Raw genomic sequence first — 22109 nt, 5'->3', positions numbered from 1 at the left:
CCGTATTTTAGCCGTCGGTCTTGCCGGCGGTCCCCTCATTTAGGGAATCATGTTCATTCTGCGAGGGGTCGGCACTTGCGGCGCGTTCGCGCGCCTGCAGCTTCCGCCGCTTCAGGTTTTCGCGCAGCGCCGACTTCAGCCGGTCGTCCCGGGACGACCTCGCCTGTCTCGAATCCTGCCTCGTGCTCTTGTCGTTCTCGTCAGCCATCGCCGGTCCATTACAGCGGTCGGCGATAACATGCCCCATGAACGTGGCAGCTCAAGAGGCCCGCGCGATCCGATCGTGCGAAACTCCAAAATGAGGCGAATCCGGTCACCCGGCCAGCTGGCCAGTTGGGTGGGGGAATCGGAACCCGAATCGACGGAAAGTCGGCCGTTTCGAGCAAAAACGGGCATTTTGACCCTGATATCGGCCCGATTTTCTCGTTTTGACGGAGCTAGCAAGCTTGCACAGGAGGGGGGCTTGTGGCAGATATCGGCCCGCTTGGTAGGCCCCTTGTGGCGGCCGATTCTTATCCCAGCACATGCTGCCGTAGCTCAGTGGTAGAGCACTCCATTGGTAATGGAGAGGTCGACAGTTCAATCCTGTCTGGCAGCACCATTCTCTGGGTTCAATCACGCACAGATCAGCATTCTCGCGGCATGTTGCGCCCGAGTTTTGCTCGTTTCCTTGACCCTCTCTAAGTGAAGAGGGCGCAGGGAAGACCGGGTGCCGGCTGGCACCCATGATCCGCTGCGCGAAGAATTTGCACACGCAAATGCGCAGGCGGGACAACAGGTGGGCCGGAAAACACCCGGCCTTCCCTGCGCGATGGGTTGACGGCGTATGCGCGCTCTCCCCGGAGCCGAGTTCCTTCTGGCCTCCGTCACCTCGCGAATTGGCGATGTTCCGAGACCCGGTTGAGCCCCGATCCATCTCCGCAAGGCTTGACCGTAGCAACGACGGTCAGGACCACACGGTTTTGCCGTACGCAGCTTCACCCCGCTTCGCCCAAAGGGCTTCGCAAGGCGTTGGCGCCGTTCGTCCGCACGCAGCACGACCTCACGAGGTTCATCTCGCCCTGGTCCCGCCTTCGCGTGCCCGACGCAGCCGCGTCCACCGCACCCCGATCCACGTTCGTTACGACGTACGATCGCCCCTCTTCGAGGACCGGGATGGCGAGAGAATGCCGCAATTCCGAATTTCGGTAAAGTGGAATATTTTTGTGAGCAGGGATTGACGGGATTTTGCATGAGCCAAGTGTTTTGCCCGACGGGCAAATGGCGCGGGCGTATCGGCTTTCGACCCTTGCCGACGTCGCACGCGCCGCGCCACTCCATCCCGGGTTCCATCGGGCCATTCTGCTGACGCAATCTCTGTCTTAGTCGGAGACAACGTAAAACACTGCGTGAGGACCACTCCGGTTCGCACAACGGTTCCGTAGCCAAGGGGTTGGCTCGAATCCGCAAGAGATTGGCGCAAGTTCATGAACGCTTCCGCGTTCGCTTGACCATGCTTGCGGGATCGGGAACCGGACGTTCGAAAAAAATCACAGGAGTTATGATGCTGTTCCGCTCGAGCGCCGCAATTTGCGGCGCCCTGGTTGCGCTTGCCGTTTCTGTTTCCGTTGCGCGAAGTGAAGTGAGTGGCGTTCACTCGAGCGCCGTCGTGGATGCCGCTTCTGGGGAGGCGATCGTTGGCGCAGCATCCATGTACAATCCATTCAAGCCCGGCAAGGAAGAGGGCGGTCCGAACACAGCCTCCGGCGAGCGTTATGATCCCTCCGTCTGGGCGGCCGCCATCAAGACGAATTTGCGCCGGAAGTTCGGTGGGGTCCAATTTGGCGCAAGGCCGAAATATGCCCTCGTCGAGGCCGTCGGCAAGAAGGTCATCGTCAAGATCAATGACGTGGGGCCATTAAGGCCCGGCCGCATCATTGACCTCAACGAGCGGACGATGCGCCATTTCGATCCAAGCCTGGAGCTCGGAGTCATTGATGACGTAAGAGTTCGCCCGCTTTCAGGGGACTATTGGATTCCGGGACCGGTGGGCTGAGCGTCCCCCGCGCGAAGGCGGTCGTGCACGTCCCGGACAGCGGGCGCGCCCCGATGGCCTCCTCGCCTCGGATCCACGGGGCCATGTTCATGCTATCCGGCTGAGCCCTAACTCAACTCGCTTGAGCCGAGCTGGGTCCTCTTGTGACCAATGTCACAGAGCAAGCATTTGCTTTTCGTCATGCTCCGTCTAGTCTTTCAGACTGCATTCCGGGGGGACTGCTGTGAGTCGTTTTGGTCCTTTTGCATTATTAATATTCGCCGTCTTGCTTGCCTGCGGTCCGGCCCATGCCGAGAAGCGCGTGGCGCTCGTCATCGGCAATTCGGCCTACAAGAGCGTCCCCAGGCTCACCAATCCCGTGAACGATGCCACCCTGGTCGGCGGCATGTTCAAGAAGGCCGGCTTTGACGATGTCGATGTCAGGCTCGACCTCAACGCCGCCGACATGCGCCGGTCGCTGCGCGAGTTCGCGGGCAGGACCCGCGATGCCCAAGTTGCCGTCATTTACTATGCCGGGCACGGCATCGAGCTCGACGGCACGAACTATTTGATCCCCACGGATGCCGCGCTGGAAACCGACGGCGACGTGCTCGACGAGACCGTCGCGCTCGACCGGGCGCTCTTTGCGGTGGAGCCAGCCAAGCAGCTTCGCCTCGTCATTCTGGACGCCTGCAGGGACAATCCGTTCGCCAAGACGATGAAGCGCACGGTCGCTTCCCGCGCCATCGGGCGCGGCCTTGCCAAGGTCGAGGCGACCAGCCCGAACACCATGATTGCCTTCGCCGCCAAGGCGGGCTCGACGGCGTCAGACGGCGACTCCAAGAACAGCCCGTTCGCGGCAGCCCTGGTCGAGCGGCTGCCGACGCCAGGGCTCGATCTGCGCAAGGCCTTCGGCTTCGTGCGCGACGACGTCTTGAAGAACACCGGCTACAAGCAGGAGCCCTATGTCTACGGTTCGCTCGGCGGCGACGACGTGCCGCTGGTCACAGCGAAACCAGTCGCGACAGGGCCGCAGGCAAGCCCCGACAGCGAAATCCGGCGCGACTACGAGCTGGCGCTCCAGCTTGGCACGCGTGAAGGATGGACTGCCTTCCTCAACCGCTTTCCGAGTGGCTTCTACACCGATCTCGCCAAGGGCCAGTTGAACAAGATCGCCGCCGAAGAAACCCGCACTGCGGCCGCAGACAAGGCTCGGCAGGCAGAGGAGGAGAAGGCGCGGCTTGCGGCGGACCGCGCCAAGAAGGCCGAGCAGGACAAGGCCGCAGCCGCCGCCAAGGCAGCCGAGGACGCCCGGCTCGCGGCGGAGAAGGCCAAGCAGGTCGAGGAAGCCAAGGCGGCCGCGGCCGAGCAGCGCAGGAAGGATGCTGAGGCTGCTGCAGCCAAGGTGCAGGCCGACAAGCAGGCCGCCGAGAAGGTGCTCGCCGACAAGATCGCGAACGACAAGGCGGCTGCCGAGCTGGCAGAAAAGCAGGCGACCGAAAAAGCTCAACGTGACGGCGAGCAGAAGGTCGCGGCAGTTGCCCCAACGCAATCGGCGCCCAGCCTCTCGCCGCAGGAGACGGCCAAACTGGTGCAGTCAGAGCTCCGTCGCGTCGGGTGTCTGACGGGTGCAGCGGACGGCGAATGGAACGCCTCCGCGCAGCGCTCGCTGACGCTGTTCAACAAGCATGCCGGGACGAAGTTCGACACCAAGCTGGCGAGCTTCGACGCTCTCGACGCGATCAAGGGCAAGCAAGGACGCGTCTGCCCGCTGGTCTGCGACCGCGGTTTTAGGGCTGATGGCGATGCCTGTGTTAAGATCGCCTGCCGCGCCGGCTATCGCGTCAACGACGACAACGAATGCGAGAAGGTGCAGGACAAGAAGCCGGTCGCGACCCGCGAGGACGCCAAGCCGCGAGACGACGAGAGGAAGAAGGTCGAAGCCGCGCCCGCGAAGCCGTCCGCCTCTGGTCAGATGCTCTGCAACGCAGCAGGCTGTCGCCCAGTGAAGTCCGGCTGTCGGATTGTTGCACCCAAAATTGGACCGCACGTTACCAATATGGCGGGCGCACAAGAGGAAGTTTGCAACTAGCCAATTTCTGTAGGCTTCTTATGCCGACTTGGACTGCCTTGTGGTTTGATGATCTCGCCAATCTCGAACTGCGCATACCCCGGCCAACCCCTTGCGTGATCGACCTCACATACCGTCCGCTTGCCTTTCGGCAGGCTGCGAATACGCTGCTCGCGTTTGATTTGGGGCTGTAATGGGCGCGCTTCGGTTTTTCTTGATCATTTTTGCCGTGTGGCTCGGATGCGGACCGGCGATGGCCGAACGACGCGTCGCGCTTGTCATCGGCAATTCGGCCTACAAGAGCGTCCCCCGGCTCAGCAACCCGGCGAACGACGCCACCCTGATCGGCGGCATGTTCAAGAGGGCCGGGTTCGACATGGTCGACATCAGGCTCGACCTCAACGCCGGCGAGATGCGCAGGGCGCTGCGCGATTTTGGCGGCAAGGCTCGTGAGGCCGAGGTGGCCGTCGTTTACTACGCCGGCCATGGCATTGAACTGGACGGCACCAACTACCTGATCCCCACCGACGCGACGCTCGAGACGGACAGCGATGTGCTCGACGAGACCCTGCCACTGGATCGCGCCCTGTTCGCTGTCGAACCGGCTAAGCAGCTCCGACTCGTCATTCTCGATGCCTGCCGCGACAATCCCTTCGCCAAAACCATGAAGCGGACGATTGCGGCGCGCGCCATCGGGCGCGGCCTCGCCAAGATCGAGCCGACCAGCCCGAACACCATGATTGCCTTCGCCGCCAAGGCGGGCTCGACGGCCTCGGATGGCGACTCCAAGAACAGTCCGTTCGCGGCAGCTCTCGTCGAGCGGCTGCCGACGCCGGGGCTCGATCTGCGCAAGGCCTTCGGCTTCGTCCGCGACGATGTCTTGAAGAACACCGGCTACAAGCAGGAGCCCTATGTCTACGGTTCGCTCGGCGGCGACGATGTGCCGCTGATTGCAGCAAAGCCTGTGGTTACCGCGCCGCAAGGGCCGACGGCAAACCCTCAGGACGGAATCCGCCGGGACTATGAGCTTGCCCTGCAGACAGGAAACCGGGACGGATGGGAAGCATTCCTCCAGGCTTATCCCGACGGGTTCTATGCAGGTCTTGCTCGTGCGCAGTTGAAGAACGTTGCGGCCGAAGAGGCGCGCGCAGCTGCAGTGGCCAAGGCGCGCCAGGCTGAGGACGAAAAGGCGCGGCTCACGGCTGAGCGCGCCAACAAAGCCGAACAGGACAAGGCCGCAGCAGCCGCCAAGGCCGCCGAGGACGCCCGGCTCGCCGCCGAGAAGGCCAAGCAGATCGAGGAAGCCAAGGCTGCCGCAGCCGAGCAGCGCCGGAAGGATGCCGAGGCCGCCGTGGCCAAGGCGCTGGCCGACAAGCAGGCTGCCGAGAAGGCGCTCACTGACAAGATCGCGAACGACAAGGCGGCTTCCGAGCAGGCAGCAAAGCAGGCGACTGAGAAGGCTCAGCGTGACGGCGAGCAGAAGGTCGCGGCAGTTGCCCCAACCCAATCGCCGCCCGCTCTCTCGCCGCAGGAGACGGCCAAACTGGTGCAGTCGGAACTCCGTCGTGTCGGATGTCTGACGGGCGCAGCGGACGGCGAATGGAACGCCGCCGCGCAGCGCTCGCTGACGCTGTTCAACAAATATGCGGGAACGAAGTTCGACGCCAAGCTGGCGAGCTTCGAGACGCTCGACGCCATCAAGGCCAAGCCCGGCCGGGTCTGCCCGCTGGTGTGCGATCACGGCTTCAAGGCCGATGGCGACGCTTGCGTCAAGATCGCCTGCCGCGCCGGCTATCGCGTCAACGATGATAACGAGTGCGAGAAGGTTCCTGACAAGAAGCCCGTCGCGACCCGCGAGGATGCCAAGCCGCGAGACAACGAGCGGAAGAAGGTCGAGTCCGCGCCCGCGAAGCCGCAGGCGACGGGCCAGATCTATTGCGACAGTAGGACCTGCCGTCCAGTCCAGAAGGGCTGTCGAGTTGACATCGTGGTTGGGCAGCAAGGGCACCGCGAAATCTGTCCCTGAAGACAAAAGCCGGGCGAGGCAGAAACCTTTCGATACATGCATCTTCGTTGCTGATGGAACACTTCGACTACTCTGATCGCATTGTGATTTGAGGCTGTAATGGGCACTTTTCGGCTATTTGCCTTGGCTATTTTTGCGATCTGCGTGGGCAGCGGCTCGGCGCACGCGGAAAGACGCGTCGCGCTTGTCATCGGCAATTCCGCCTACAAGAGCGTCCCCCGGCTCAGCAACCCGGCGAACGACGCCACCCTGATCGGCGGCATGTTCAAGAGGGCGGGCTTCGACATGGTCGACATCAGGCTCGACCTCAACGCCGGCGAGATGCGCAGGGCGCTGCGCGATTTTGGCGGCAAGGCTCGTGAGGCCGAGGTGGCCGTCGTTTACTACGCCGGCCATGGCATTGAACTGGACGGCACCAACTACCTGATCCCGACCGATGCGACGCTCGAGACGGACAGCGATGTGCTCGACGAGACCCTGCCGCTGGATCGCGCCCTGTTCGCCGTCGAACCCGCCAAGCAGCTCCGACTCGTCATTCTCGATGCCTGTCGCGACAATCCCTTCGCCAAAACCATGAAGCGGACGATTGCGGCGCGCGCCATCGGGCGCGGCCTCGCCAAGATCGAGCCGACCAGCCCGAACACCATGATTGCCTTCGCCGCCAAGGCGGGCTCGACGGCCTCGGATGGCGACTCCAAGAACAGTCCGTTCGCGGCAGCTCTCGTCGAGCGTCTGCCGACGCCGGGGCTCGATCTGCGCAAGGCTTTTGGCTTCGTCCGCGACGATGTCCTGAAGAACACCGGCTACAAGCAGGAGCCCTATGTCTACGGTTCGCTCGGCGGCGACGACGTGCCGCTGATTGCAGCGAAGCCTGTGGTTACCGCGCCGCAAGGGCCGACGGCAAACCCTCAGGACGGAATCCGCCGGGACTATGAGCTTGCCCTGCAGACAGGAAACCGGGACGGATGGGAAGCATTCCTCCAGGCTTATCCCGAAGGGTTCTATGCAGGTCTCGCTCGTGCGCAGTTGAAGAACGTTGCGGCCGAAGAGGCGCGCGCAGCTGCAGTGGCCAAGGCGCGCCAGGCTGAGGACGAAAAGGCGCGGCTCACGGCTGAGCGCGCCAACAAAGCCGAACAGGAGAAGGCGGCTGCCGCCGCCAAGGCTGCCGAGAACGCCCGGCTGGCGGCCGAGAAGGCCAAGCAGATCGAGGAAGCAAAGGCTGCCGCAGCCGAGCAGCGCAGGAAGGATGCCGAGGCCGCCGTGGCCAAAGCGCTGGCCGACAAGCAGGCCGCCGAGAAGGCGCTCGCCGACAAGATCGCTAACGACAAGGCGGCTTCCGAGCTGGCCGCAAAACAGGCGGCCGAAAAGACTCAGCGTGACGGCGAGCAGAAGGTCGCGGCAGTTGCCCCAACCCAATCGCCGCCCGCTCTTTCGCCGCAGGAGACGGCCAAACTGGTGCAGTCGGAACTCCGTCGTGTCGGATGTCTGACGGGCGCAGCGGACGGCGAATGGAACGCCGCCGCGCAGCGCTCGCTGACGCTGTTCAACAAATATGCGGGAACGAAGTTCGACGCCAAGCTGGCGAGCTTCGAGACGCTCGACGCCATCAAGGCCAAGCCGGCCCGGGTCTGCCCGCTCGTTTGCGATCACGGCTTCAAGGCCGATGGCGACGCTTGCGTGAAGATCGCGTGCCGCGCCGGCTATCGCGTCAACGATGATAACGAGTGCGAGAAGGTTCCTGACAAGAAGCCGGTTGCGGTCCGCGAGGATGCCAAGCCTCGGGATAATGAGAGAAAGAAAGTTGAGTCCACACCGTCGAAGCCGCAGGCGACGGGACAATTGATTTGCAACGGTGCGGGCTGCCGTCCCGTCCGGCCAGGTTGTCGACTCGAATTTATGCGTGACGCCTACGGGGGAGGCGGTAGCGCGGCCCGCAACTTCGAAGTCTGCAACTGAGGACGAATGACAGGCGAAGAAGAAACCTTCGGTACATGAAGCTGCCGGCAGAATACTCCAAATACTCTCGTCGTATTCCGATTTGAGGCTAAATGGCCGCGCTTCGGCTATTGCCTCCTTGATATTTGCAGTCTGGTTGGGCTGCGGCTCCGCGCATGCCTGACGGCCTCGGCCGGCGTCGACTGGAACGCCTCGTCACAACGCTCGCTGACGCTGTTCAACAAATATGCCGGCACGAAGCTCGACGCCAAGCTCGCGAGCTTCGATGCGTTGGACCGATAGCCGCGGACGCAATCGTCCCGGATTGCGCGTCGCTCCATCCGCGCCACGAGTTTCGTCAAAAGGACCGAGAGCGAACTTGCGGCATCGCGGAGAAGCACATTCATCGCGCAGAGGGTTCCTCTTCGCCCACCTCGTGTCCGGTGAGGCGATCGTCGGAGCGGCGCAGCCGCCGGCAAAGCTCGCGATTGATGTTCTGCAGGACAATCACATAGGCGTGGATATCCGCCTTGTAGCACGCGTAGAGCTTTTGCGCCGTCAGCTCGTACAGCACCGTCGGGCTCTCCGCGAGCACCGTGGCGGAGCGATTTTGCATTTCAATCAGCGACATCTCACCAAAGAAGTCGCCGGGCTCCAGAATGGAAATCGGGATGACGCTCCCCGAATTCGCCCGTTTGCTCACCGCCAGCCGACCGGATTTGACGATGAACATCGAGCGTCCCGGCTCGCCTTCCGCCACGACGGTCGCACCGGCGTCAAAGCGGCGCTCGACCAGCATCGAAATCAGGAGGTCGAGGCTTGGGTCCGGGAGACCGCCGAAGAACGGCGTCGCGAGCAGGAACGCTTTCAGCTCGGGAGCACTGACAACCATCGCAAAAGGATACGCCGCGTCGCGATCTGCGGCAAGCAGAGCGCACACAGGCGATGACGACGCCCAACGTGCTTGAATCAACGTGCTTGAATAAAGACGTCTGTAAATCGCGATCAATCGCGCGTAGCCTACTGCGGCGCAATGCTCTCGCCGCGCAGCGTCCTTCGCCTTCGCCACACCTGCAGGTCAACCATGACTTTCACGGTTGCCGCGAGGACGAGCGCGCAGAGCGCCGCCTTCGAGATCGTCTCCATCGTCCCCTCGATCAGCAGGCAATGGACCACGCTGCCGGCGACGATGACGATCGCGAGAGGCACATGAATCAGGCGCCACGTTCGCAGTCGCAGTCCCAATCGCCGGCGCAGCGCGGCCAGAAGCGCAACAATGAAGATGGCCCACATGGCGGTCACGCCAAAGGGAGAGAACGGCGTCGGCGATGAGAAGGTCAGCGCGTCGATCATGTCGGGCGGGCTCGTGATCCAGAGGCCGGCGACGTGGATCACCACCGCAACAGCAAGCGCGCCGCCGATCCAGTGATGGGCACGCCGTCCGCGATAGGCCGACAGTCCCGGCAGGTATCCGCCAATCAGCAGGGGCTGAACCAATACGAGACCGAGGGCGACGATCCCCGCAAATCCGGCGAGGATGTAGACCGGACCGCGCCACGCGAGCTGCTCGCTTCCCGCTGCCTTGGCGATCGGCACGCCGATGGCCAAAGCAAGGGCGACCCAGATCAGGGGCGCCCGGGCCGATCTCCACCCCTTCTTTTGCAACGCGGTCAGGCCGGCTGAAGGACGAAATGCGCTTCCAGGCTGGTTTCCTTTGCGCTCCGCATCACCGGCCGCAAAAAGACGGTTTTGAACTCGCCGCTGTCATAGGCGAGGTGACCATGCGGCTGGCCGAAGATGGGAATGATCTGCGGCATCTCGAGCCGGAACTTGCCGTCCTTGTCGGTGAGCGTGGCGCCATGACTCTGCGGCTCGTGCTCCTGCCCTTCGGTCGTGTGCGCCCAGATCTGGATGCGCTGCCCGGCGAGTGGAGCCCCGTCGCCGGCGCGGCGGACGGTGCCGCTCATCCAGAAGCCGCCCTTGCCGATCCGGTCCACGATCGCCGCGCCCTTGCGGTAGTTGTTCGCCCCGCCCGACATCGACTCGGTCGGTGCGAGGCCGTCCGCGCGGGCCGGCAACAGGAGTCCGGGAACCCCGCTTGCCAAAACCCCGGTTGCCAGGACGGAGCCGCCGACGGCGAGGAGGTTGCGGCGGTTGAGTACGACCATGGTCATGTCCATTCCTCCTGGCGCCCGTACAATGGCTCCGGCAAGGGTACAACAACAGGCACCGAACGCCCAGTTGGGACAAAGGGCGCAACAGGTCGCAATAACAGTGTTGTGAACGGAGGCGCGGGCCGCTCAGACAGCTCCGTGGGATGGGTAGAGCGAAGCGAAACCCATCGAGGCCTTGCTCGATGACGAAACATGATGGGTTTCGCAAGTGCTCTACCCTACGTGCTATTCAGCCACGCTTGCCCTGTTGTCGTTCAAGGCGGAGCCTTTGTGCCCTCATACGTTTTATCTCTTCATTGAGAGCGTCAGTTTTTTCATCAAGGCGTGAATTCCCTGATTTCGGCTCGTCGCGCTGACGTATCTTTTCGAGCGCTTTCTCAACCGAGAGCTTGGTCGGATCGGCCATCATACCTCTCCAGAAAGGGAATCGAAGCAACCAATGTCGGAAGTGAAAATGAAGCCAAGTCTTGAATGTTGACGTAAGTCAAACCTGCGCTGAAAGTCCGCTGGGTCAAAAAGCGCAATCTGGGCAGTTCGCCGGTCACCCACGACAATTCCGAATGGCATCGTTGCGTCCGTATCTGGGGGACCGTGCGGCGCTAACATTCGGACCTGGACAGCACTACATGTGGCTTCCGCCGCATATCTCCCTCCATTCGGACCCCGACGCATGATCCCCTTCTCCGTGCTCGACCTCGCGCCCATCCGCCAAGGTGGCGATGCGGCGCAGGCGTTTCGCAATTCGCTCGATCTCGCCCGGCATGCGGAGGCCTGGGGCTACAAGCGGTTCTGGCTGGCCGAACATCACAACATGACGGGGATCGCCAGTGCCGCAACGTCGGTGGTGATCGGGCATGTCGCGGGCGGCACGAAGACGATTCGCGTCGGCTCCGGCGGCGTCATGCTGCCGAACCACTCGCCGCTGGTCATCGCCGAGCAGTTCGGCACGCTGGAGTCGCTCTATCCGGGGCGGATCGATCTCGGGCTCGGGCGGGCGCCCGGCACCGACCAGTTCACCGCGCGGGCGCTGCGGCGCGATCTCGCCACCACTTCCGAGAATTTTCCGCATGACGTGCTGGAGTTGCAGGCGCTGCTCGGCGACGTCAAGCCGAACCAGGCGATCCGCGCCGTGCCCGGCATGGGGACGAATGTGCCGCTGTGGATCCTGGGATCGAGCACCTTCGGCGCGCAGCTCGCGGCCATGCTCGGCCTGCCCTTCGCGTTCGCCTCGCATTTCGCGCCGCAGATGATGATGCCGGCGCTGCGCGAGTATCGGGCGCGCTTCGAGCCGTCGGCGCAGCTCGACAAGCCCCATGCGATGGTCGGCGTCAACGTGTTCGCCGCCGACAGCGACGCCGAGGCGCAGCGGATGTTCTCGTCGCTCCAGCAGCAGTTCATCAATCTGCGCCGCGGCACGCCCGGCCCGCTGCCGCCGCCGGTCGACGACATGGACGCGCTGTGGTCGCCGGCCGAGAAGGCCGGCGTGGCGCAAGCGCTGTCCTGCTCCGCGGTCGGCTCGCCTGAAATGGTCGAGCAGAAGCTGACGGCGCTGATCGCCGAGACCGGCGCGGACGAGCTGATGACCACGGGCCAGATCTACGACCACGCCGCGCGGCTGCGCTCGTTCGAGATTGCGGCTGAGGTGCGTGACAGGCTGGCGGCGCAGCCGGCCCGCTGATCGCACCGGGCCGGACGTCGGCGATGCCCTCCAGAGCGCGGCAAATTCGCGCAGATTGCAGTTACGGTCTCGACGTCCTACACTCGATGCCTGGAAGGGTAGCGTAGCGCCGATCCCTCAAATCCTGATCGTAGGCCGCCGATGGACGTGGTCCGCAGTCGAGCATTCGATTTCGTCGAGACGGTGCGGCAGCTTCCTGATGTCGCGAGCATTCTGGATGCGATGAGCCGCACGCTCGGCCAGCACGGCTTCGACTATTACTGCACTTCCTATGTCGCCCCGCTGTCGACCGAAGTGCCGCGCGAGGCCGTTCTCGCCGAACGGCTGCCGGCCGGCTTTCTCGATATGTATTCCGAGGCGCAGTATGTGTGGCACGATCCCGCGCTGCGTTATTGCAGGACAACGCTTCAGCCGTTCCGCTGGTTCAGGGAAGCGCCGTACGATCCGGAACGGGAGCCGCGCGCCGTCGAACTCGTGCGACGCGCCCGCGACTTCGGCATGGTGGATGGCGTGGTGATCCCGGTCATCTCGCCAGCGGGCCGCACCGGCCAGGTGTGGTTCGGCGGCGCCGAGATCGATCTGCCGGAGCGCGATCTCCCCGCGCTCCACCTCATGGCGCTTTACGCCTTCGACCGGGTGCTGAAGCTGCGCGGCCTGCCCGAGGCTCCGCAGCTCGTACTGTCCTCGCGTGAGCGCGAGGTGCTGACGCTCGCGGCCGTCGGGCGATCCAGCGACGAGATCGCCGACGCCTTGACCATTACGGTACGCACCGTGAAGGCGCACATCAAGAGCTGCTGCAAGAAGCTCGGCGCAGCCACCCGCACTCAGGCCGTGATGATCGCCATGCGCGACCGGATCATCTCGCCCTGAGCGTGAATGGCCCGATCGCGACCGGAGCCGATCAGTCGGCAAAGCCGAACAGCTTTACCGGATTGTGCACCAGAATCTTCTCCAGCGTCGCCTCATCGGGCGCGTAGCGGTACATCAGCTCGAGCAGGTCCGCGTCGTTCGGCGGCTGCTTGACGGAGACCGGATGCGGCCAGTCGCTGGCCCAGACGCAGCGGTCGACGGCCGCCTCGATATAGGCGCGCGCGATCGGGATCACGTCGTCGTAGGGCGGGCCGGCCTTCGAGGTCTTCTCGCCGAGCGACAGCATGACCCAGAAATTGCCCCTGGCGAGCAGCTCCAGCATCTTGCGCAGGTTCGGATCGTTCCTGCCGGCTTGCGGATCGGGGCGCGCCATGTGGTCGATCAGGACGGGCACGTCGAGATTCTCGTACTTGGCGACACTGGAGACGATGCCGTCCTTCTCCGGCTGGATCTTGACGTACCAGCCGAGCTCGCGAATGCGGGCGATGGCGCGGGCGAAATCGGCATCCGACAGCACCGCGCCGAGCTCCTGGCGGAAGCTGAAGCGCGCGCCGCGCACGCCGGCGTCGTGGAGCTTGGAGAGATAGGCGTCGCTCGCCTCCGCGAACACCAGCGCATTGGCGCAGCCGCGATAATTCGGGCCCATCGCGGCGAGGCCGTCGAGCACGACGGAATGATCGGCGCCATAGGTCGTGGTCTGCACGATGATGCCGCGCTCGATGCCGAGCGCCTTGTGCATCCAAAGCGCCGCTTCCCAGGTCGCGGTCGGCATCCGATAGGCCGCACCGGGGCGCTCCGGATATTTGTCGATGGGGCCCAGCACGTGAAACTGGCTGTCGATGGTTCTCCGTGGCGGCGCCTTGACCGGGCGACGCGGGTTCGGGTCGAACGGCAGATAGGTCGGCATGCGAATGCTCCTTCAGTCGATCACGGCGGTGAAGTCGCACTGCACCAGCGCGCCGCCGTCCATGTTGTCCATCGGCAGCGCGTGGCGCGCCGGGCGCGAATGCTCGTCGGGAAACATCTTCAGCCACTCGACATTCACGGGCCCGCGCTGCGAGCGGTCCTTCAGCCACACCGTCATCTTGATGATGTCGTCGGTGGTGCCGCCGGCCGCCTCCACCGTCGCCTTCATGTGCGCGAACATGTTGGCGCATTGCGCGTCCAAGCTCTCGGGCATGGCGCCGGCCGCATCGCGGCCGAGGATGACGCCCGACATCACGAGATTGCCGATGCGGCAGGCGTTCGGAATCGGGTTGGCGTGCTTGAAGCCGCCGATATGGATGCTCTTGCGCCGTGTCATGGTGCGCTCCCTCATATGTGTTGGTTCAGACGAACTGGCACGACACCGAGCCGAACGCGCCGTAGTCGGCGTGGAAGGTATCGCCGCGGCGGATGTCCACCGGACGCGTGAACGATCCCGCCAGCACCACCTCGCCGGCCTTAAGATATTCGTCATGCGGCGCGAGGCGATTGGCGAGCCAGGCGATGCCATTGGCGGGGTGGTTGAGCACGCCGGCGGCAAGCCCGGTCTCCTCGACCTCGCCGTTGCGGAACAGGAGCGCGCCGATCCAGCGCAGATCCGCATCCATCGGGCGGAACGGCCGGCCGCCGAGCACCAGCGCGGCATTCGCCGCGTTGTCCGAGATCGTGTCCATGACCTTTCGCGTCTTGCCCGTTTCAGGATCGACGCGGTGCATCCGCGTCTCCAGAATCTCCAGCGCCGGCGTCACGTAGTCGGTGGCGTTGAGCACGTCGAAGATGGTGCAGTCGGGCCCGCGCAGCGGCGCCTTCAGCACGAAGGCGAGCTCGACCTCGATCCGTGGCGCGTGAAAGCGGTCGAACGGGATGGGCGTCGCGTCGGCATAGAACATGTCGGCGAACAGCACGCCGTAATCGGGCTCGGAGATGCCGACCGCGTTCTGCATCGCCTTCGAGGTCAGGCCGATCTTGTGGCCCTTGACGACGCGGCCGCGGCCGAGCTGGAGTTTTGTCCAGGCGCGCTGGATGGCGTAGGCGTCCTCGATCGTGAGGCCGGGATACTCTTTCGAGAACATCGGGATCAGCGCCTTGGTGCGCTCGGCCTCGTCCAGGCGCGCGGCAAGGCGTTCGATCGTGGCGGCATCCAGCATGGTCTATTGCTCCGCGGCCACGGTGTTGCGCAGCACGCCGATGCGGCTCGACTCGACCTCGACGACGTCGCCGGCTTTCAGCCAGCGCGGCGGATCGAAGCGCGCGCCCGCCCCGGTCGGCGTGCCCGTCACGATCATGTCGCCGGGCTTCAGAGTGGCGAAAGTGGAGAGATAGGAGATCAGGAAATCGAACGGGAACATCAGCCGCTCGGTGGTGTCCTGCTGCCGCACCTCGCCGTTGACGCGCGTGATGATGTCATGAGGCCCGCGCGGATCGAGCTCGTCGGCCGTGACGATCCACGGGCCGATGCTGCCGGAGCGGTCGAAGTTCTTGCCTTGGGTGACGTTGAACTTGCCGTGGCGCAGCCAGTCGCGGATCGTACCCTCGTTGCACAGCGTCATGCCGAAGATGTGCGACCACGCCCTCTCGCGCGGGATGTGACGGCCGCCCTGCCCGATCACGATGACGAGCTCGCCTTCGTAGTCGAGCTGATCCGAGACGGTGGGCTTCTCCAGCGGCTGGCCGGAGCCTGTCATCGAGGACATGCTGCGCACGAACAGGCTCGGATATTTGGGCAGGTCCGAATTGTCCTTATATTCGGCGTTGCGCTCGGCGTAGTTGACGCCGATGCACCAGAGCTTCTCTGGCGCCAGCACCGGCGGCAGCAGGACGAGATCATCGAGCGCGTAATCCGGCTTCTGATCGGCAATCGCTTCCTGCGCGTCCGCCAGCGCATTGGCCGCGATCAGCGCCCTCACGTCGGAGAAGTCACGGCCGATCCGCCTGGTCAGATCGACCACGCCGCCCGCGACGGCCGCGCCGTAGCGAAGCTCGCCGTCCAGGAGATAGCTCAGGAGTCGCATTGTCGTTTTCCTCCAATGGTCTTTGGGCACAAGGGGCGGCGCGATGCGCCGCGCGCTCAGTCGGTCGATTTGGGAGTCTGGAACACGGTGTTCAGCGTCACGATCTCTCCGAGCCGGGCGTAGCGGGGACCGCCGATGCGCGCGATCGGATCGAGCGCCCTGGTCTCGACCTTGCCATTTTCCACGAGGCCGTCGCGAATGTGGAACATCACGACCTCGCCGACGATCAGCCGGCTGCGGGCGTCGCCGAATTCGAGGCACTGCCGGAAGACGCATTCCATCGCGACCGGCGCGGCCGCGAGCCGCGGCACCTTGATGCGCTCGCTGGCGAGTGTTTCGAGGCCGAGCTCGGCGACCTCGCTGACTTCGGGCGGATGCTCGATCGAGCTGTCGTGCACCGCGGACATCAGCGGGGTATCGGCGATGTGGATGACGTATTCCTCGGTATCGAGGATGTTGTGCGCGGTGTCCTTGTAGTCGGCGCCCTTGCGGCCGACGCTGATCGCCAGCATCGGCGGCTTCTGCGAGACGAAGGTGAAGGCGCTGAAGGGCGCGAGGTTGAGCACGCCGGAGCGCGACAGGCTCGTCACCCAGGCGATCGGGCGCGGCACCACGATGCCGGTCATCAGCCGGTAGATGCGCTCCGCGCCGAGCTCGCTGGGATCGATCCGCATCGCTCAGTCCGCCTTGATGTTGGCCTTGCGCACGACCGGAATCCACTTGGCGTCCTCGCGCTCGAGATAGGCCCTGAACTCGACCGGCGTCATCGGGGTGGATTCTCCGCCGAGCTTCTCGAACTTGTCGATCACGCCGGGGTCTTTCAGGATCGCAACCAGCGTCTCGTGCAGCTTGTCGACCACAGGCGCCGGTGTGCCCGCGGGCGCGAACAGGCCCGTAAAGGTCTGGCCGTCGAAATCCTTGTAGCCGAGCTCGGCAAAGGTCGGGACGTCAGGCAGCGACTTCAGCCGGTGCGGGCTGGTGACCGCGAGCGCGCGGAACAGGCCGGCCTTGATGTGCTGGAGGCTGACCGTGAGCTGGTCGAACGCGAACTGCACCTGCCCGCCGAGCAGATCGTTGATGGCCGGCGCGTTGCCGCGGTAGTGCGCGGTGACCCATTGCAGCTCGAGGCTGGACTGCATCAGCTCGCTGAGCAGATGGTTGGTGGTGCCGGGGCCGGGCGAAGCCATCGTCAGCTTGCCAGGCTCGCGCTTGGCGAGGTCGATGAATTCCTTGAAATTGTTGGCCTGCACGGAGGGATGCACCTCGAGCACCAGCGGCGTCATCGAGATGGTCGAGATCGGGAGAAAATCCTTCTTCCAGCTATAGGCATCCCGCTTGTTGATCTCGGTCGCGAACAGCACGGGGCCGTTGGCGCCGACGAACAACGTGTAGCCGTCGGGCGCCGATTTCGCGAAAGCCTCGCCCGCGATCATGCCGCCGGCGCCGGCCTTGTTCTCGATGATGAAGGGCTGGCCGAGCTTTTCCTGGAGCTTGTCGGCGATGATGCGCGCGGCGCTGTCGACATTGCCGCCAGCCGGATAGGGCACGATCAGCTTGACGCTGCGCGCCGGCCATTGCTGGGCCGCCGCGGGTCCGGCCAGCATTGCGGCTGCAGCAGCTATGGCAATCGCGATTAATCTCATGTTAACCTCCCGGCGGCGCTTCCAATTCACTTCGAACGCCTTGACGTTGCGCACGGCGCTCGATCGCCGCGCAATCTCCAGATGTGCGCTTTACCTGTCGAGTGAATTGTGGCGTTCTTGTCCATATTATGGACAACAGACCTTCTCGGAAAGCCACCCGCGGCACGCTGGAACCGCGACAGGGCGCGCAGGCGATCCGGCGCGCGCTCGCGGTGCTGCGCATTCTTGCCGCAGGGCGCGAAGACGGTGTGCCGCTGGCCGAAGTCGTGCGGGCGACCGGTCTCACCCGTCCGACCGTGCATCGCATCGTCCACGTGCTGATCGAGGAAGGCATCGTCGAGCGGCACGATCGAACCGGCCGCTACGCGATCGGCAATCAGGTGCCGGAATTGGCGCTGGCACGGGCGCGGCCGTCGCGGCTGCTGGTCGCGGCGAATCCGTCGCTGCGGCGCGCCTCCGCCGAGATCGGCGACACGCTGTTCCTGACGGTGCGGACCGGCAACGACACGCTGTGCGTCGATCGCAGGATCGGCGTCTATCCGATCCAGGTGCTGTCGATCGAGGTCGGCGCGCGCCGGCCGCTCGGCGTCTCTAGCGCCGGCGTCGCCATCCTCGCCGCGATGCCGGCACAGGACGCGCGAAAAATCGTCGCAGCCAACGAGAAGCGGTTCGAGGCCTACCAGACCGACATCGCAACCGTGATGAGCCAGATTACCGATGCAAGACGGCGGGGTTACAATATGAGAGAGATCGGCCTCGTGCAGGGCACCAAATCGATCTCGACCTGGATCAAGACGCCGGACGGGCAGCCCGCCGCGGCGATCACGGTCTCCGCGGTTCGGACGAGGCTCGGCCCGAGGCGGGAGCAGGAGGTCGCCGAGATTTTGCTGCGGGAGGCGCGGATCATCGAGCAGGTGATCCGGGGTTAGGCACGGAGGGCGCTGCTTCGCCTCTCCTCGCGTGCGGGGAGAGGCCGGAATTTGCGGAGCGAATTCCGGGTGAGGGGGAGTCTCCACGAGTCCAACTGTCACCGTGATCGCGGGTAGAACCCCTCACCCCAACCCTCTCCCCGTAAGAACGGGGCGAGGGAGCGCACTGCCGCTGCGGCCACAATTCGCGTCACAGTCGAGTGCTGTTTGTCGTCACGAGGCGCTGTCAATGGGCTGACTTGACACTCCGTTTTGTGGCACAAGGGCCGCCATCGCCGACCGAGCAACGAGGCCACGCATGCCCGCGCCAAAACCGCCTGCCTTCGAGACCCTGAGCCTGCATGCGGGCCAGCATCCGGATCCCGCGACCGGCGCCCGCGCGGTGCCGATCTACCAGACCACGTCCTACGTGTTCCAGGATTCCGATCACGCCGCCGCGTTGTTCAACCTGGAGCGCGCCGGCCACATCTATACGCGCATCTCCAATCCGACCACCGGCGTGCTGGAGGAGCGGCTCGCGGCACTCGAAGGCGGCGTCGGCGCCATCTGCACCGCGAGCGGCATGGCCGCGCTGCATCTCGCCATCGCGACGCTGCTGAGCGCCGGCGACCACATCGTCGCGTCGAGCTCGCTCTATGGCGGAACCATCAACCTGCTCGCGCACACGCTACCGCGCTTCGGCATCACCACGACATTTGTGAATCCGCGCGATCTCGATGCGTTCCGCAGCGCCATCAAGCCGAACACCAGGCTCGTGATTGGCGAGACCATCGGCAATCCCGGGCTCGAGGTGCTCGATATCCCGAAGGTCGCGGCGATTGCGCATGAGGCAAAGATTCCGCTGCTGATCGACAACACCTTTGCCACGCCCTACCTCAGCCGGCCGATCGAGCTCGGGGCGGACATCGTGATGCATTCGGCGACCAAGTGGATCGGCGGCCACGGCATCGCGATCGGCGGCGCCATCGTCGACGGTGGCCGTTTTGACTGGCGCGGCTCCGGCAAGTTTGGCGTGCTGACCGAGCCCTATGGCGGCTATCACGGCATCGTCTTCGACGAGCAGTTCGGCACCGCGGCCTTCATCATGCGCGCGCGCACCGAAGGCCTGCGCGATTTCGGCGCCTGCCTGTCGCCGACCAACGCGTTCCAGCTGTTGCAGGGCGTGGAGACGCTGGGCGTCCGCATGGACCGTCACATGCAGAACACGCATTCCGTGCTGGAGGCTCTGAAGGCCAACAAGGCCGTCGACTGGGTGCTGCATCCCTCGCTCGAGGACCACATGGACTACCAGCTCGCCAAGCAGCTCTTGCCGCGCGGCGCCGGCTCGATCGTCTCCTTCGGCATCAAGGGCGGACGCCCCGCCGGCCGCAAGTTCATCGAGTCCCTGCGCATGATCAGCCATCTCGCCAATGTCGGCGACGCCAAGACGCTGGTGATCCACCCGGCCTCAACCACGCACCAGCAGATGGACGCCGCGCAGCTCAAGGCCGCCGGCATCGGCGAGGAGCTGGTGCGGCTGTCGATCGGCATCGAGACCGCCTCCGACATCATCGACGACCTCAATCAAGCGCTGCGCGTCTCGCAAAAGGTTTAGGCCATGAAGCTCTCCGTCAACGGCACTGATGTGTTTGTCGCAACCGGCGGCCGCGAGTTCGACAAGTCCCTGCCCGCGGTCGTCTTCATCCACGGCGCCGGCTTCGATCATTCGACCTGGGCGCTGCACACGCGCTGGTTCGCCCATCACGGCTACTCCGTGCTGGCGCCTGACCTGCCCGGTCACGGCCGCTCGGCCGGCCCCTCGCTCGCAAGCATCGCCGAGATGGCGGACTGGACGGCGGCGCTGCTCGATGCCGCAGGAGCTGCGAAGGCGCATCTGATCGGCCACTCCATGGGATCGCTGATCTCGCTGGAGACCGCCGCGCGGCATCCCGACAAGGTCTCCGCGCTGAGCCTGATCGGCACCGCCGCGACCATGACGGTCGGCCCGGATCTGCTCAAGGCGGCCGAGGCCAACTCGCAGGATGCCAACGACATGGTGTCGATCTGGGGCCTCGGCTTCAACGCGGAGCTCGGCGGCAGCCTCGCGCCGGGCCTGTGGATGCATGGCGGCGCGCAGGCGGTGCTGAAGTCTTGCGAGCCGGGCGTGCTGTTCAGGGATCTGTCGGCCTGCAACGCTTACGCCAATGCGCTTCAGGCTGCCGCGAGCGTCAAAGTGCCTGCGACGCTGATCCTCGGCGAGCGCGACATGATGACACCGGCGAAGGCGGGCAAGGCGCTCGCGGCGGCGATCCCGCATGCGAAGACCGTCGTGGTGCCGGGCGCGGGCCACATGATCATGGCCGAGCGCCCGGATGAGTTGCTGGCCGCGCTGAAGGGCTGAACCCTGCTCAGGACCCCGGCGTCCATTTCCAGACGATGTCGGAGACGTTGACCGGCTTCGGGATCAGGCCGAGTTTGGCGAAGCGGTCAGCGACCGCCTGCTGGCTCTTGACCACCTCGGCGTCGAGCGGCACCACGCGATAATTGGAGCGGGCGACGAAGCGCTTGACAGCTTCGATGTCGACGCCGGTCGCCTCCGCTTGCGCCTTCGCCACGTCCTCATGGTGCGAATCCGCCCATACGCCTTCGGACGCAAAGGCGGTGTTGAGCTTCGCGACGAGGGAGGGATACTTCTCCACGAAATCGGTGCCGGCGATGTAGAAGGCGTTCGGCTTGTGCACGTCCTTGTCGAAGGCGATGACGCGCGCATTCTCCTTCAGTTCGGCCAGCGCGAGATAGGGGTCCCAGATCGACCAGGCGTCGACCGAGCCCTTCACGAAGGCCGCCGTCGCATCGGCCGGCGCGAGCGGCGCAGGCGTGATGTCGGACCAGGACAGGCCGGCCTTCTCGAGCGCCGCGACCAGGAGATTGTGCGCGCTCGATCCCTTGCCGAAGGCGACGCGCTTGCCCCTAAGATCGGCCAACGAATGAATCGGCGAGTCCTTCGGTACGACGATCGCCTGGGTATTGCCGTCCGATTTCACCGCGGCGACGTAGCGGATCTTTGCGCCGCCGGCCTGCGCGAAGATCGGCGGGGAGTCGCCGACATAGCCGAAATCGACGCTGCCGACATTGATCGCCTCCAGCAGCGGCGGACCGAACTGGAAGTCGATCCACTTGATCTCGATGCCGAGCGGCTTGAAGGCGTTTTCAAGCGTCTGACGCTGGCGCACCGCCGGGAAGAAGCCGCCCTTCTGGGTGCCGATGCGGATTTCGGCGGGCTTGTCCTCGGCGTGCACGGGCGCAGCCAGGGCTGTCGCGAGCAGGAGTGTCGTTGCGAGTATGCGTCGTCGGGTGATCATAGCGCGGTCCTTTCGGTGGGATCAGTTGGCGAAGAGTTGCGAATTCGCGCGCCGGCGCCGCTCGGAGAACACCGCGCGCGCGGCCCGCTCGGCCTCGCGCGCCGAGCGGAACTGGCGGCCTTCGAGGCTGTCGAACAGGCGCTCGGAGGAAAAGAAGCGGAAGCCGCGCGCGTCTCGGGTGATGATGCCGGCGGCGCGGTCGTGGATTTCGATGATGTAGGCGTTGGACTGGGCTTGGAATTGGGCGTCGAACTGGGCTTGGGGCATGACTGCTCATTCGCCGGGATTGCGGCGTTCCTGTCTTGGGATTTGCGATGTGACGTGCTGAGAGGGAGGCGGTCAGCAACAACAACAGGCGCCGGTGGCCGCCGAGAAACAGCGCCGCGTCATGCATTCGTGCATGTCGCCCGGATTACGCTGGTGATCGGTTCT

Annotated in this window: 22 protein-coding genes and 1 tRNA gene; 10 read left to right on the top strand and 13 right to left on the bottom strand. The window is 64.7% G+C overall.

Annotated features, from left to right (window positions below; genetic code table 11):
- Positions 1–7: 7 nt before the first annotated feature.
- Positions 8–208 (bottom strand): hypothetical protein, encoded by a 201-nt coding sequence (locus E4K65_RS32800; protein ID WP_135177646.1) that lies wholly within the window; start codon positions 206–208, stop codon positions 8–10.
- A gap of 318 nt (positions 209–526) precedes the next feature.
- Here E4K65_RS32800 and E4K65_RS32795 point away from each other — a divergent pair.
- From E4K65_RS32795 to E4K65_RS32765, 5 genes are all read left to right on the top strand, one after another.
- Positions 527–601, top strand: a tRNA-Thr gene (locus E4K65_RS32795).
- 939 nt (positions 602–1540) lie between these two features.
- Positions 1541–2035: a septal ring lytic transglycosylase RlpA family protein gene (locus E4K65_RS32780; protein WP_209312108.1), complete on the top strand. Its 495-nt coding sequence runs from the start codon at positions 1541–1543 to the stop codon at positions 2033–2035.
- 223 nt (positions 2036–2258) lie between these two features.
- Complete coding sequence (locus E4K65_RS32775) at positions 2259–4106, top strand: caspase family protein (RefSeq protein ID WP_167771336.1); 1848 nt, start codon at positions 2259–2261, stop codon at positions 4104–4106.
- A 172-nt stretch (positions 4107–4278) separates the two neighbouring features.
- Entirely contained in the window at positions 4279–6111 is a 1833-nt protein-coding gene (locus E4K65_RS32770; protein WP_135177643.1) for a caspase family protein, read from the top strand.
- A 99-nt stretch (positions 6112–6210) separates the two neighbouring features.
- Entirely contained in the window at positions 6211–8067 is a 1857-nt protein-coding gene (locus E4K65_RS32765) for a caspase family protein (protein ID WP_135177642.1), read from the top strand.
- 382 nt (positions 8068–8449) lie between these two features.
- On the opposite strand, the gene E4K65_RS32760 is transcribed toward E4K65_RS32765, so the two are convergent.
- The 4 genes from E4K65_RS32760 to E4K65_RS47730 all read right to left on the bottom strand — a co-directional run bounded on the left by E4K65_RS32760 (position 8450) and on the right by E4K65_RS47730 (position 10626).
- Entirely contained in the window at positions 8450–8938 is a 489-nt protein-coding gene (locus tag E4K65_RS32760; protein ID WP_135177727.1) for a cyclic nucleotide-binding domain-containing protein, read from the bottom strand.
- Positions 8939–9066: 128 nt separating this feature from the next.
- Complete coding sequence (locus tag E4K65_RS32755; RefSeq protein WP_235885809.1) at positions 9067–9642, bottom strand: ferric reductase-like transmembrane domain-containing protein; 576 nt, start codon at positions 9640–9642, stop codon at positions 9067–9069.
- 74 nt (positions 9643–9716) lie between these two features.
- Entirely contained in the window at positions 9717–10220 is a 504-nt protein-coding gene (locus E4K65_RS32750) for a peptidase associated/transthyretin-like domain-containing protein (protein ID WP_135177726.1), read from the bottom strand.
- Positions 10221–10449: 229 nt separating this feature from the next.
- Positions 10450–10626, bottom strand: coding sequence for a hypothetical protein (locus E4K65_RS47730; RefSeq protein ID WP_167771335.1), 177 nt, complete (start codon positions 10624–10626; stop codon positions 10450–10452).
- A 264-nt stretch (positions 10627–10890) separates the two neighbouring features.
- Here E4K65_RS47730 and E4K65_RS32745 point away from each other — a divergent pair, with 264 nt between their 5' ends.
- On the top strand, positions 10891–11898 hold the full coding sequence (locus E4K65_RS32745; protein WP_135177640.1) for an LLM class flavin-dependent oxidoreductase: 1008 nt from the start codon (positions 10891–10893) through the stop codon (positions 11896–11898).
- Positions 11899–12039: 141 nt separating this feature from the next.
- Complete coding sequence (locus E4K65_RS32740; protein WP_135177639.1) at positions 12040–12768, top strand: helix-turn-helix transcriptional regulator; 729 nt, start codon at positions 12040–12042, stop codon at positions 12766–12768.
- Between the two features lie 31 nt (positions 12769–12799).
- Here the strand turns inward: E4K65_RS32740 and E4K65_RS32735 are convergent, their stop codons facing one another.
- Genes E4K65_RS32735 through E4K65_RS32710 form a run of 6 tightly spaced genes read right to left on the bottom strand, consistent with a single transcriptional unit; the run spans position 12800 to position 17407 of the window.
- Complete coding sequence (locus tag E4K65_RS32735) at positions 12800–13675, bottom strand: amidohydrolase family protein (RefSeq protein ID WP_135177638.1); 876 nt, start codon at positions 13673–13675, stop codon at positions 12800–12802.
- A gap of 12 nt (positions 13676–13687) precedes the next feature.
- Positions 13688–14071: a RidA family protein gene (locus E4K65_RS32730; protein WP_092186500.1), complete on the bottom strand. Its 384-nt coding sequence runs from the start codon at positions 14069–14071 to the stop codon at positions 13688–13690.
- A gap of 25 nt (positions 14072–14096) precedes the next feature.
- Positions 14097–14900: a 2-oxo-hept-4-ene-1,7-dioate hydratase gene (gene hpaH, locus E4K65_RS32725; RefSeq protein ID WP_135177637.1), complete on the bottom strand. Its 804-nt coding sequence runs from the start codon at positions 14898–14900 to the stop codon at positions 14097–14099.
- Positions 14901–14903: 3 nt separating this feature from the next.
- Positions 14904–15764 carry a fumarylacetoacetate hydrolase family protein gene (locus tag E4K65_RS32720; RefSeq protein ID WP_135177636.1) on the bottom strand — a complete coding sequence of 287 codons (861 nt, stop codon included), beginning with the start codon at positions 15762–15764 and terminating at the stop codon, positions 14904–14906.
- A 56-nt stretch (positions 15765–15820) separates the two neighbouring features.
- The gene (locus E4K65_RS32715; protein WP_135177635.1) at positions 15821–16438 is read right to left on the bottom strand and encodes a flavin reductase family protein; all 618 of its coding nucleotides are present in this window, start codon (positions 16436–16438) and stop codon (positions 15821–15823) included.
- A gap of 3 nt (positions 16439–16441) precedes the next feature.
- Positions 16442–17407, bottom strand: coding sequence for a Bug family tripartite tricarboxylate transporter substrate binding protein (locus tag E4K65_RS32710; protein WP_167771334.1), 966 nt, complete (start codon positions 17405–17407; stop codon positions 16442–16444).
- A 128-nt stretch (positions 17408–17535) separates the two neighbouring features.
- Here E4K65_RS32710 and E4K65_RS32705 point away from each other — a divergent pair, with 128 nt between their 5' ends.
- The 3 genes from E4K65_RS32705 to E4K65_RS32695 all read left to right on the top strand — a co-directional run bounded on the left by E4K65_RS32705 (position 17536) and on the right by E4K65_RS32695 (position 20716).
- Positions 17536–18336, top strand: a complete 801-nt coding sequence (locus E4K65_RS32705) for an IclR family transcriptional regulator (protein WP_167771333.1) — start codon at positions 17536–17538, stop codon at positions 18334–18336.
- 298 nt (positions 18337–18634) lie between these two features.
- Positions 18635–19930 (top strand): O-acetylhomoserine aminocarboxypropyltransferase, encoded by a 1296-nt coding sequence (locus tag E4K65_RS32700; RefSeq protein ID WP_135177632.1) that lies wholly within the window; start codon positions 18635–18637, stop codon positions 19928–19930.
- Between the two features lie 3 nt (positions 19931–19933).
- On the top strand, positions 19934–20716 hold the full coding sequence (locus tag E4K65_RS32695) for an alpha/beta fold hydrolase (protein ID WP_135177631.1): 783 nt from the start codon (positions 19934–19936) through the stop codon (positions 20714–20716).
- A gap of 7 nt (positions 20717–20723) precedes the next feature.
- Here E4K65_RS32695 and E4K65_RS32690 read toward each other — a convergent pair whose 3' ends face one another.
- Together E4K65_RS32690 and E4K65_RS32685 are read right to left on the bottom strand one after the other, a co-directional pair.
- The gene (locus E4K65_RS32690; protein WP_135177630.1) at positions 20724–21677 is read right to left on the bottom strand and encodes an aliphatic sulfonate ABC transporter substrate-binding protein; all 954 of its coding nucleotides are present in this window, start codon (positions 21675–21677) and stop codon (positions 20724–20726) included.
- Between the two features lie 21 nt (positions 21678–21698).
- Positions 21699–21944, bottom strand: coding sequence for a hypothetical protein (locus E4K65_RS32685; protein WP_135177629.1), 246 nt, complete (start codon positions 21942–21944; stop codon positions 21699–21701).
- Positions 21945–22109 lie beyond the last annotated feature (165 nt).

The organism is Bradyrhizobium niftali (assembly GCF_004571025.1).
Taxonomy (GTDB): domain Bacteria; phylum Pseudomonadota; class Alphaproteobacteria; order Rhizobiales; family Xanthobacteraceae; genus Bradyrhizobium; species Bradyrhizobium niftali.
Note: the sequence above shows the minus strand (reverse complement) of the source record. Positions and strands in the feature narration are given on the sequence as shown.

Bases quoted from the DNA above. Each gene is read 5' to 3' on its own strand.
- E4K65_RS32685 (WP_135177629.1), bottom strand. From the start codon at position 21,944: ATGCCCCAAGCCCAGTTCGACGCCCAATTCCAAGCCCAGTCCAACGCC.
- E4K65_RS47730 (WP_167771335.1), bottom strand. From the start codon at position 10,626: ATGGCCGATCCGACCAAGCTCTCGGTTGAGAAAGCGCTCGAAAAGATA.
- E4K65_RS32770 (WP_135177643.1), top strand. From the start codon at position 4,279: ATGGGCGCGCTTCGGTTTTTCTTGATCATTTTTGCCGTGTGGCTCGGA.
- E4K65_RS32695 (WP_135177631.1), top strand. From the start codon at position 19,934: ATGAAGCTCTCCGTCAACGGCACTGATGTGTTTGTCGCAACCGGCGGC.
- hpaH (WP_135177637.1), bottom strand. From the start codon at position 14,900: ATGCTGGATGCCGCCACGATCGAACGCCTTGCCGCGCGCCTGGACGAG.
- E4K65_RS32690 (WP_135177630.1), bottom strand. From the start codon at position 21,677: ATGATCACCCGACGACGCATACTCGCAACGACACTCCTGCTCGCGACA.
- E4K65_RS32745 (WP_135177640.1), top strand. From the start codon at position 10,891: ATGATCCCCTTCTCCGTGCTCGACCTCGCGCCCATCCGCCAAGGTGGC.
- E4K65_RS32710 (WP_167771334.1), bottom strand. From the start codon at position 17,407: ATGAGATTAATCGCGATTGCCATAGCTGCTGCAGCCGCAATGCTGGCC.
- E4K65_RS32800 (WP_135177646.1), bottom strand. From the start codon at position 208: ATGGCTGACGAGAACGACAAGAGCACGAGGCAGGATTCGAGACAGGCG.
- E4K65_RS32715 (WP_135177635.1), bottom strand. From the start codon at position 16,438: ATGCGGATCGATCCCAGCGAGCTCGGCGCGGAGCGCATCTACCGGCTG.
- E4K65_RS32730 (WP_092186500.1), bottom strand. From the start codon at position 14,071: ATGACACGGCGCAAGAGCATCCATATCGGCGGCTTCAAGCACGCCAAC.
- E4K65_RS32705 (WP_167771333.1), top strand. From the start codon at position 17,536: ATGGACAACAGACCTTCTCGGAAAGCCACCCGCGGCACGCTGGAACCG.
- E4K65_RS32780 (WP_209312108.1), top strand. From the start codon at position 1,541: ATGATGCTGTTCCGCTCGAGCGCCGCAATTTGCGGCGCCCTGGTTGCG.
- E4K65_RS32740 (WP_135177639.1), top strand. From the start codon at position 12,040: ATGGACGTGGTCCGCAGTCGAGCATTCGATTTCGTCGAGACGGTGCGG.
- E4K65_RS32765 (WP_135177642.1), top strand. From the start codon at position 6,211: ATGGGCACTTTTCGGCTATTTGCCTTGGCTATTTTTGCGATCTGCGTG.
- E4K65_RS32760 (WP_135177727.1), bottom strand. From the start codon at position 8,938: ATGGTTGTCAGTGCTCCCGAGCTGAAAGCGTTCCTGCTCGCGACGCCG.
- E4K65_RS32735 (WP_135177638.1), bottom strand. From the start codon at position 13,675: ATGCCGACCTATCTGCCGTTCGACCCGAACCCGCGTCGCCCGGTCAAG.
- E4K65_RS32720 (WP_135177636.1), bottom strand. From the start codon at position 15,764: ATGCGACTCCTGAGCTATCTCCTGGACGGCGAGCTTCGCTACGGCGCG.
- E4K65_RS32700 (WP_135177632.1), top strand. From the start codon at position 18,635: ATGCCCGCGCCAAAACCGCCTGCCTTCGAGACCCTGAGCCTGCATGCG.
- E4K65_RS32750 (WP_135177726.1), bottom strand. From the start codon at position 10,220: ATGACCATGGTCGTACTCAACCGCCGCAACCTCCTCGCCGTCGGCGGC.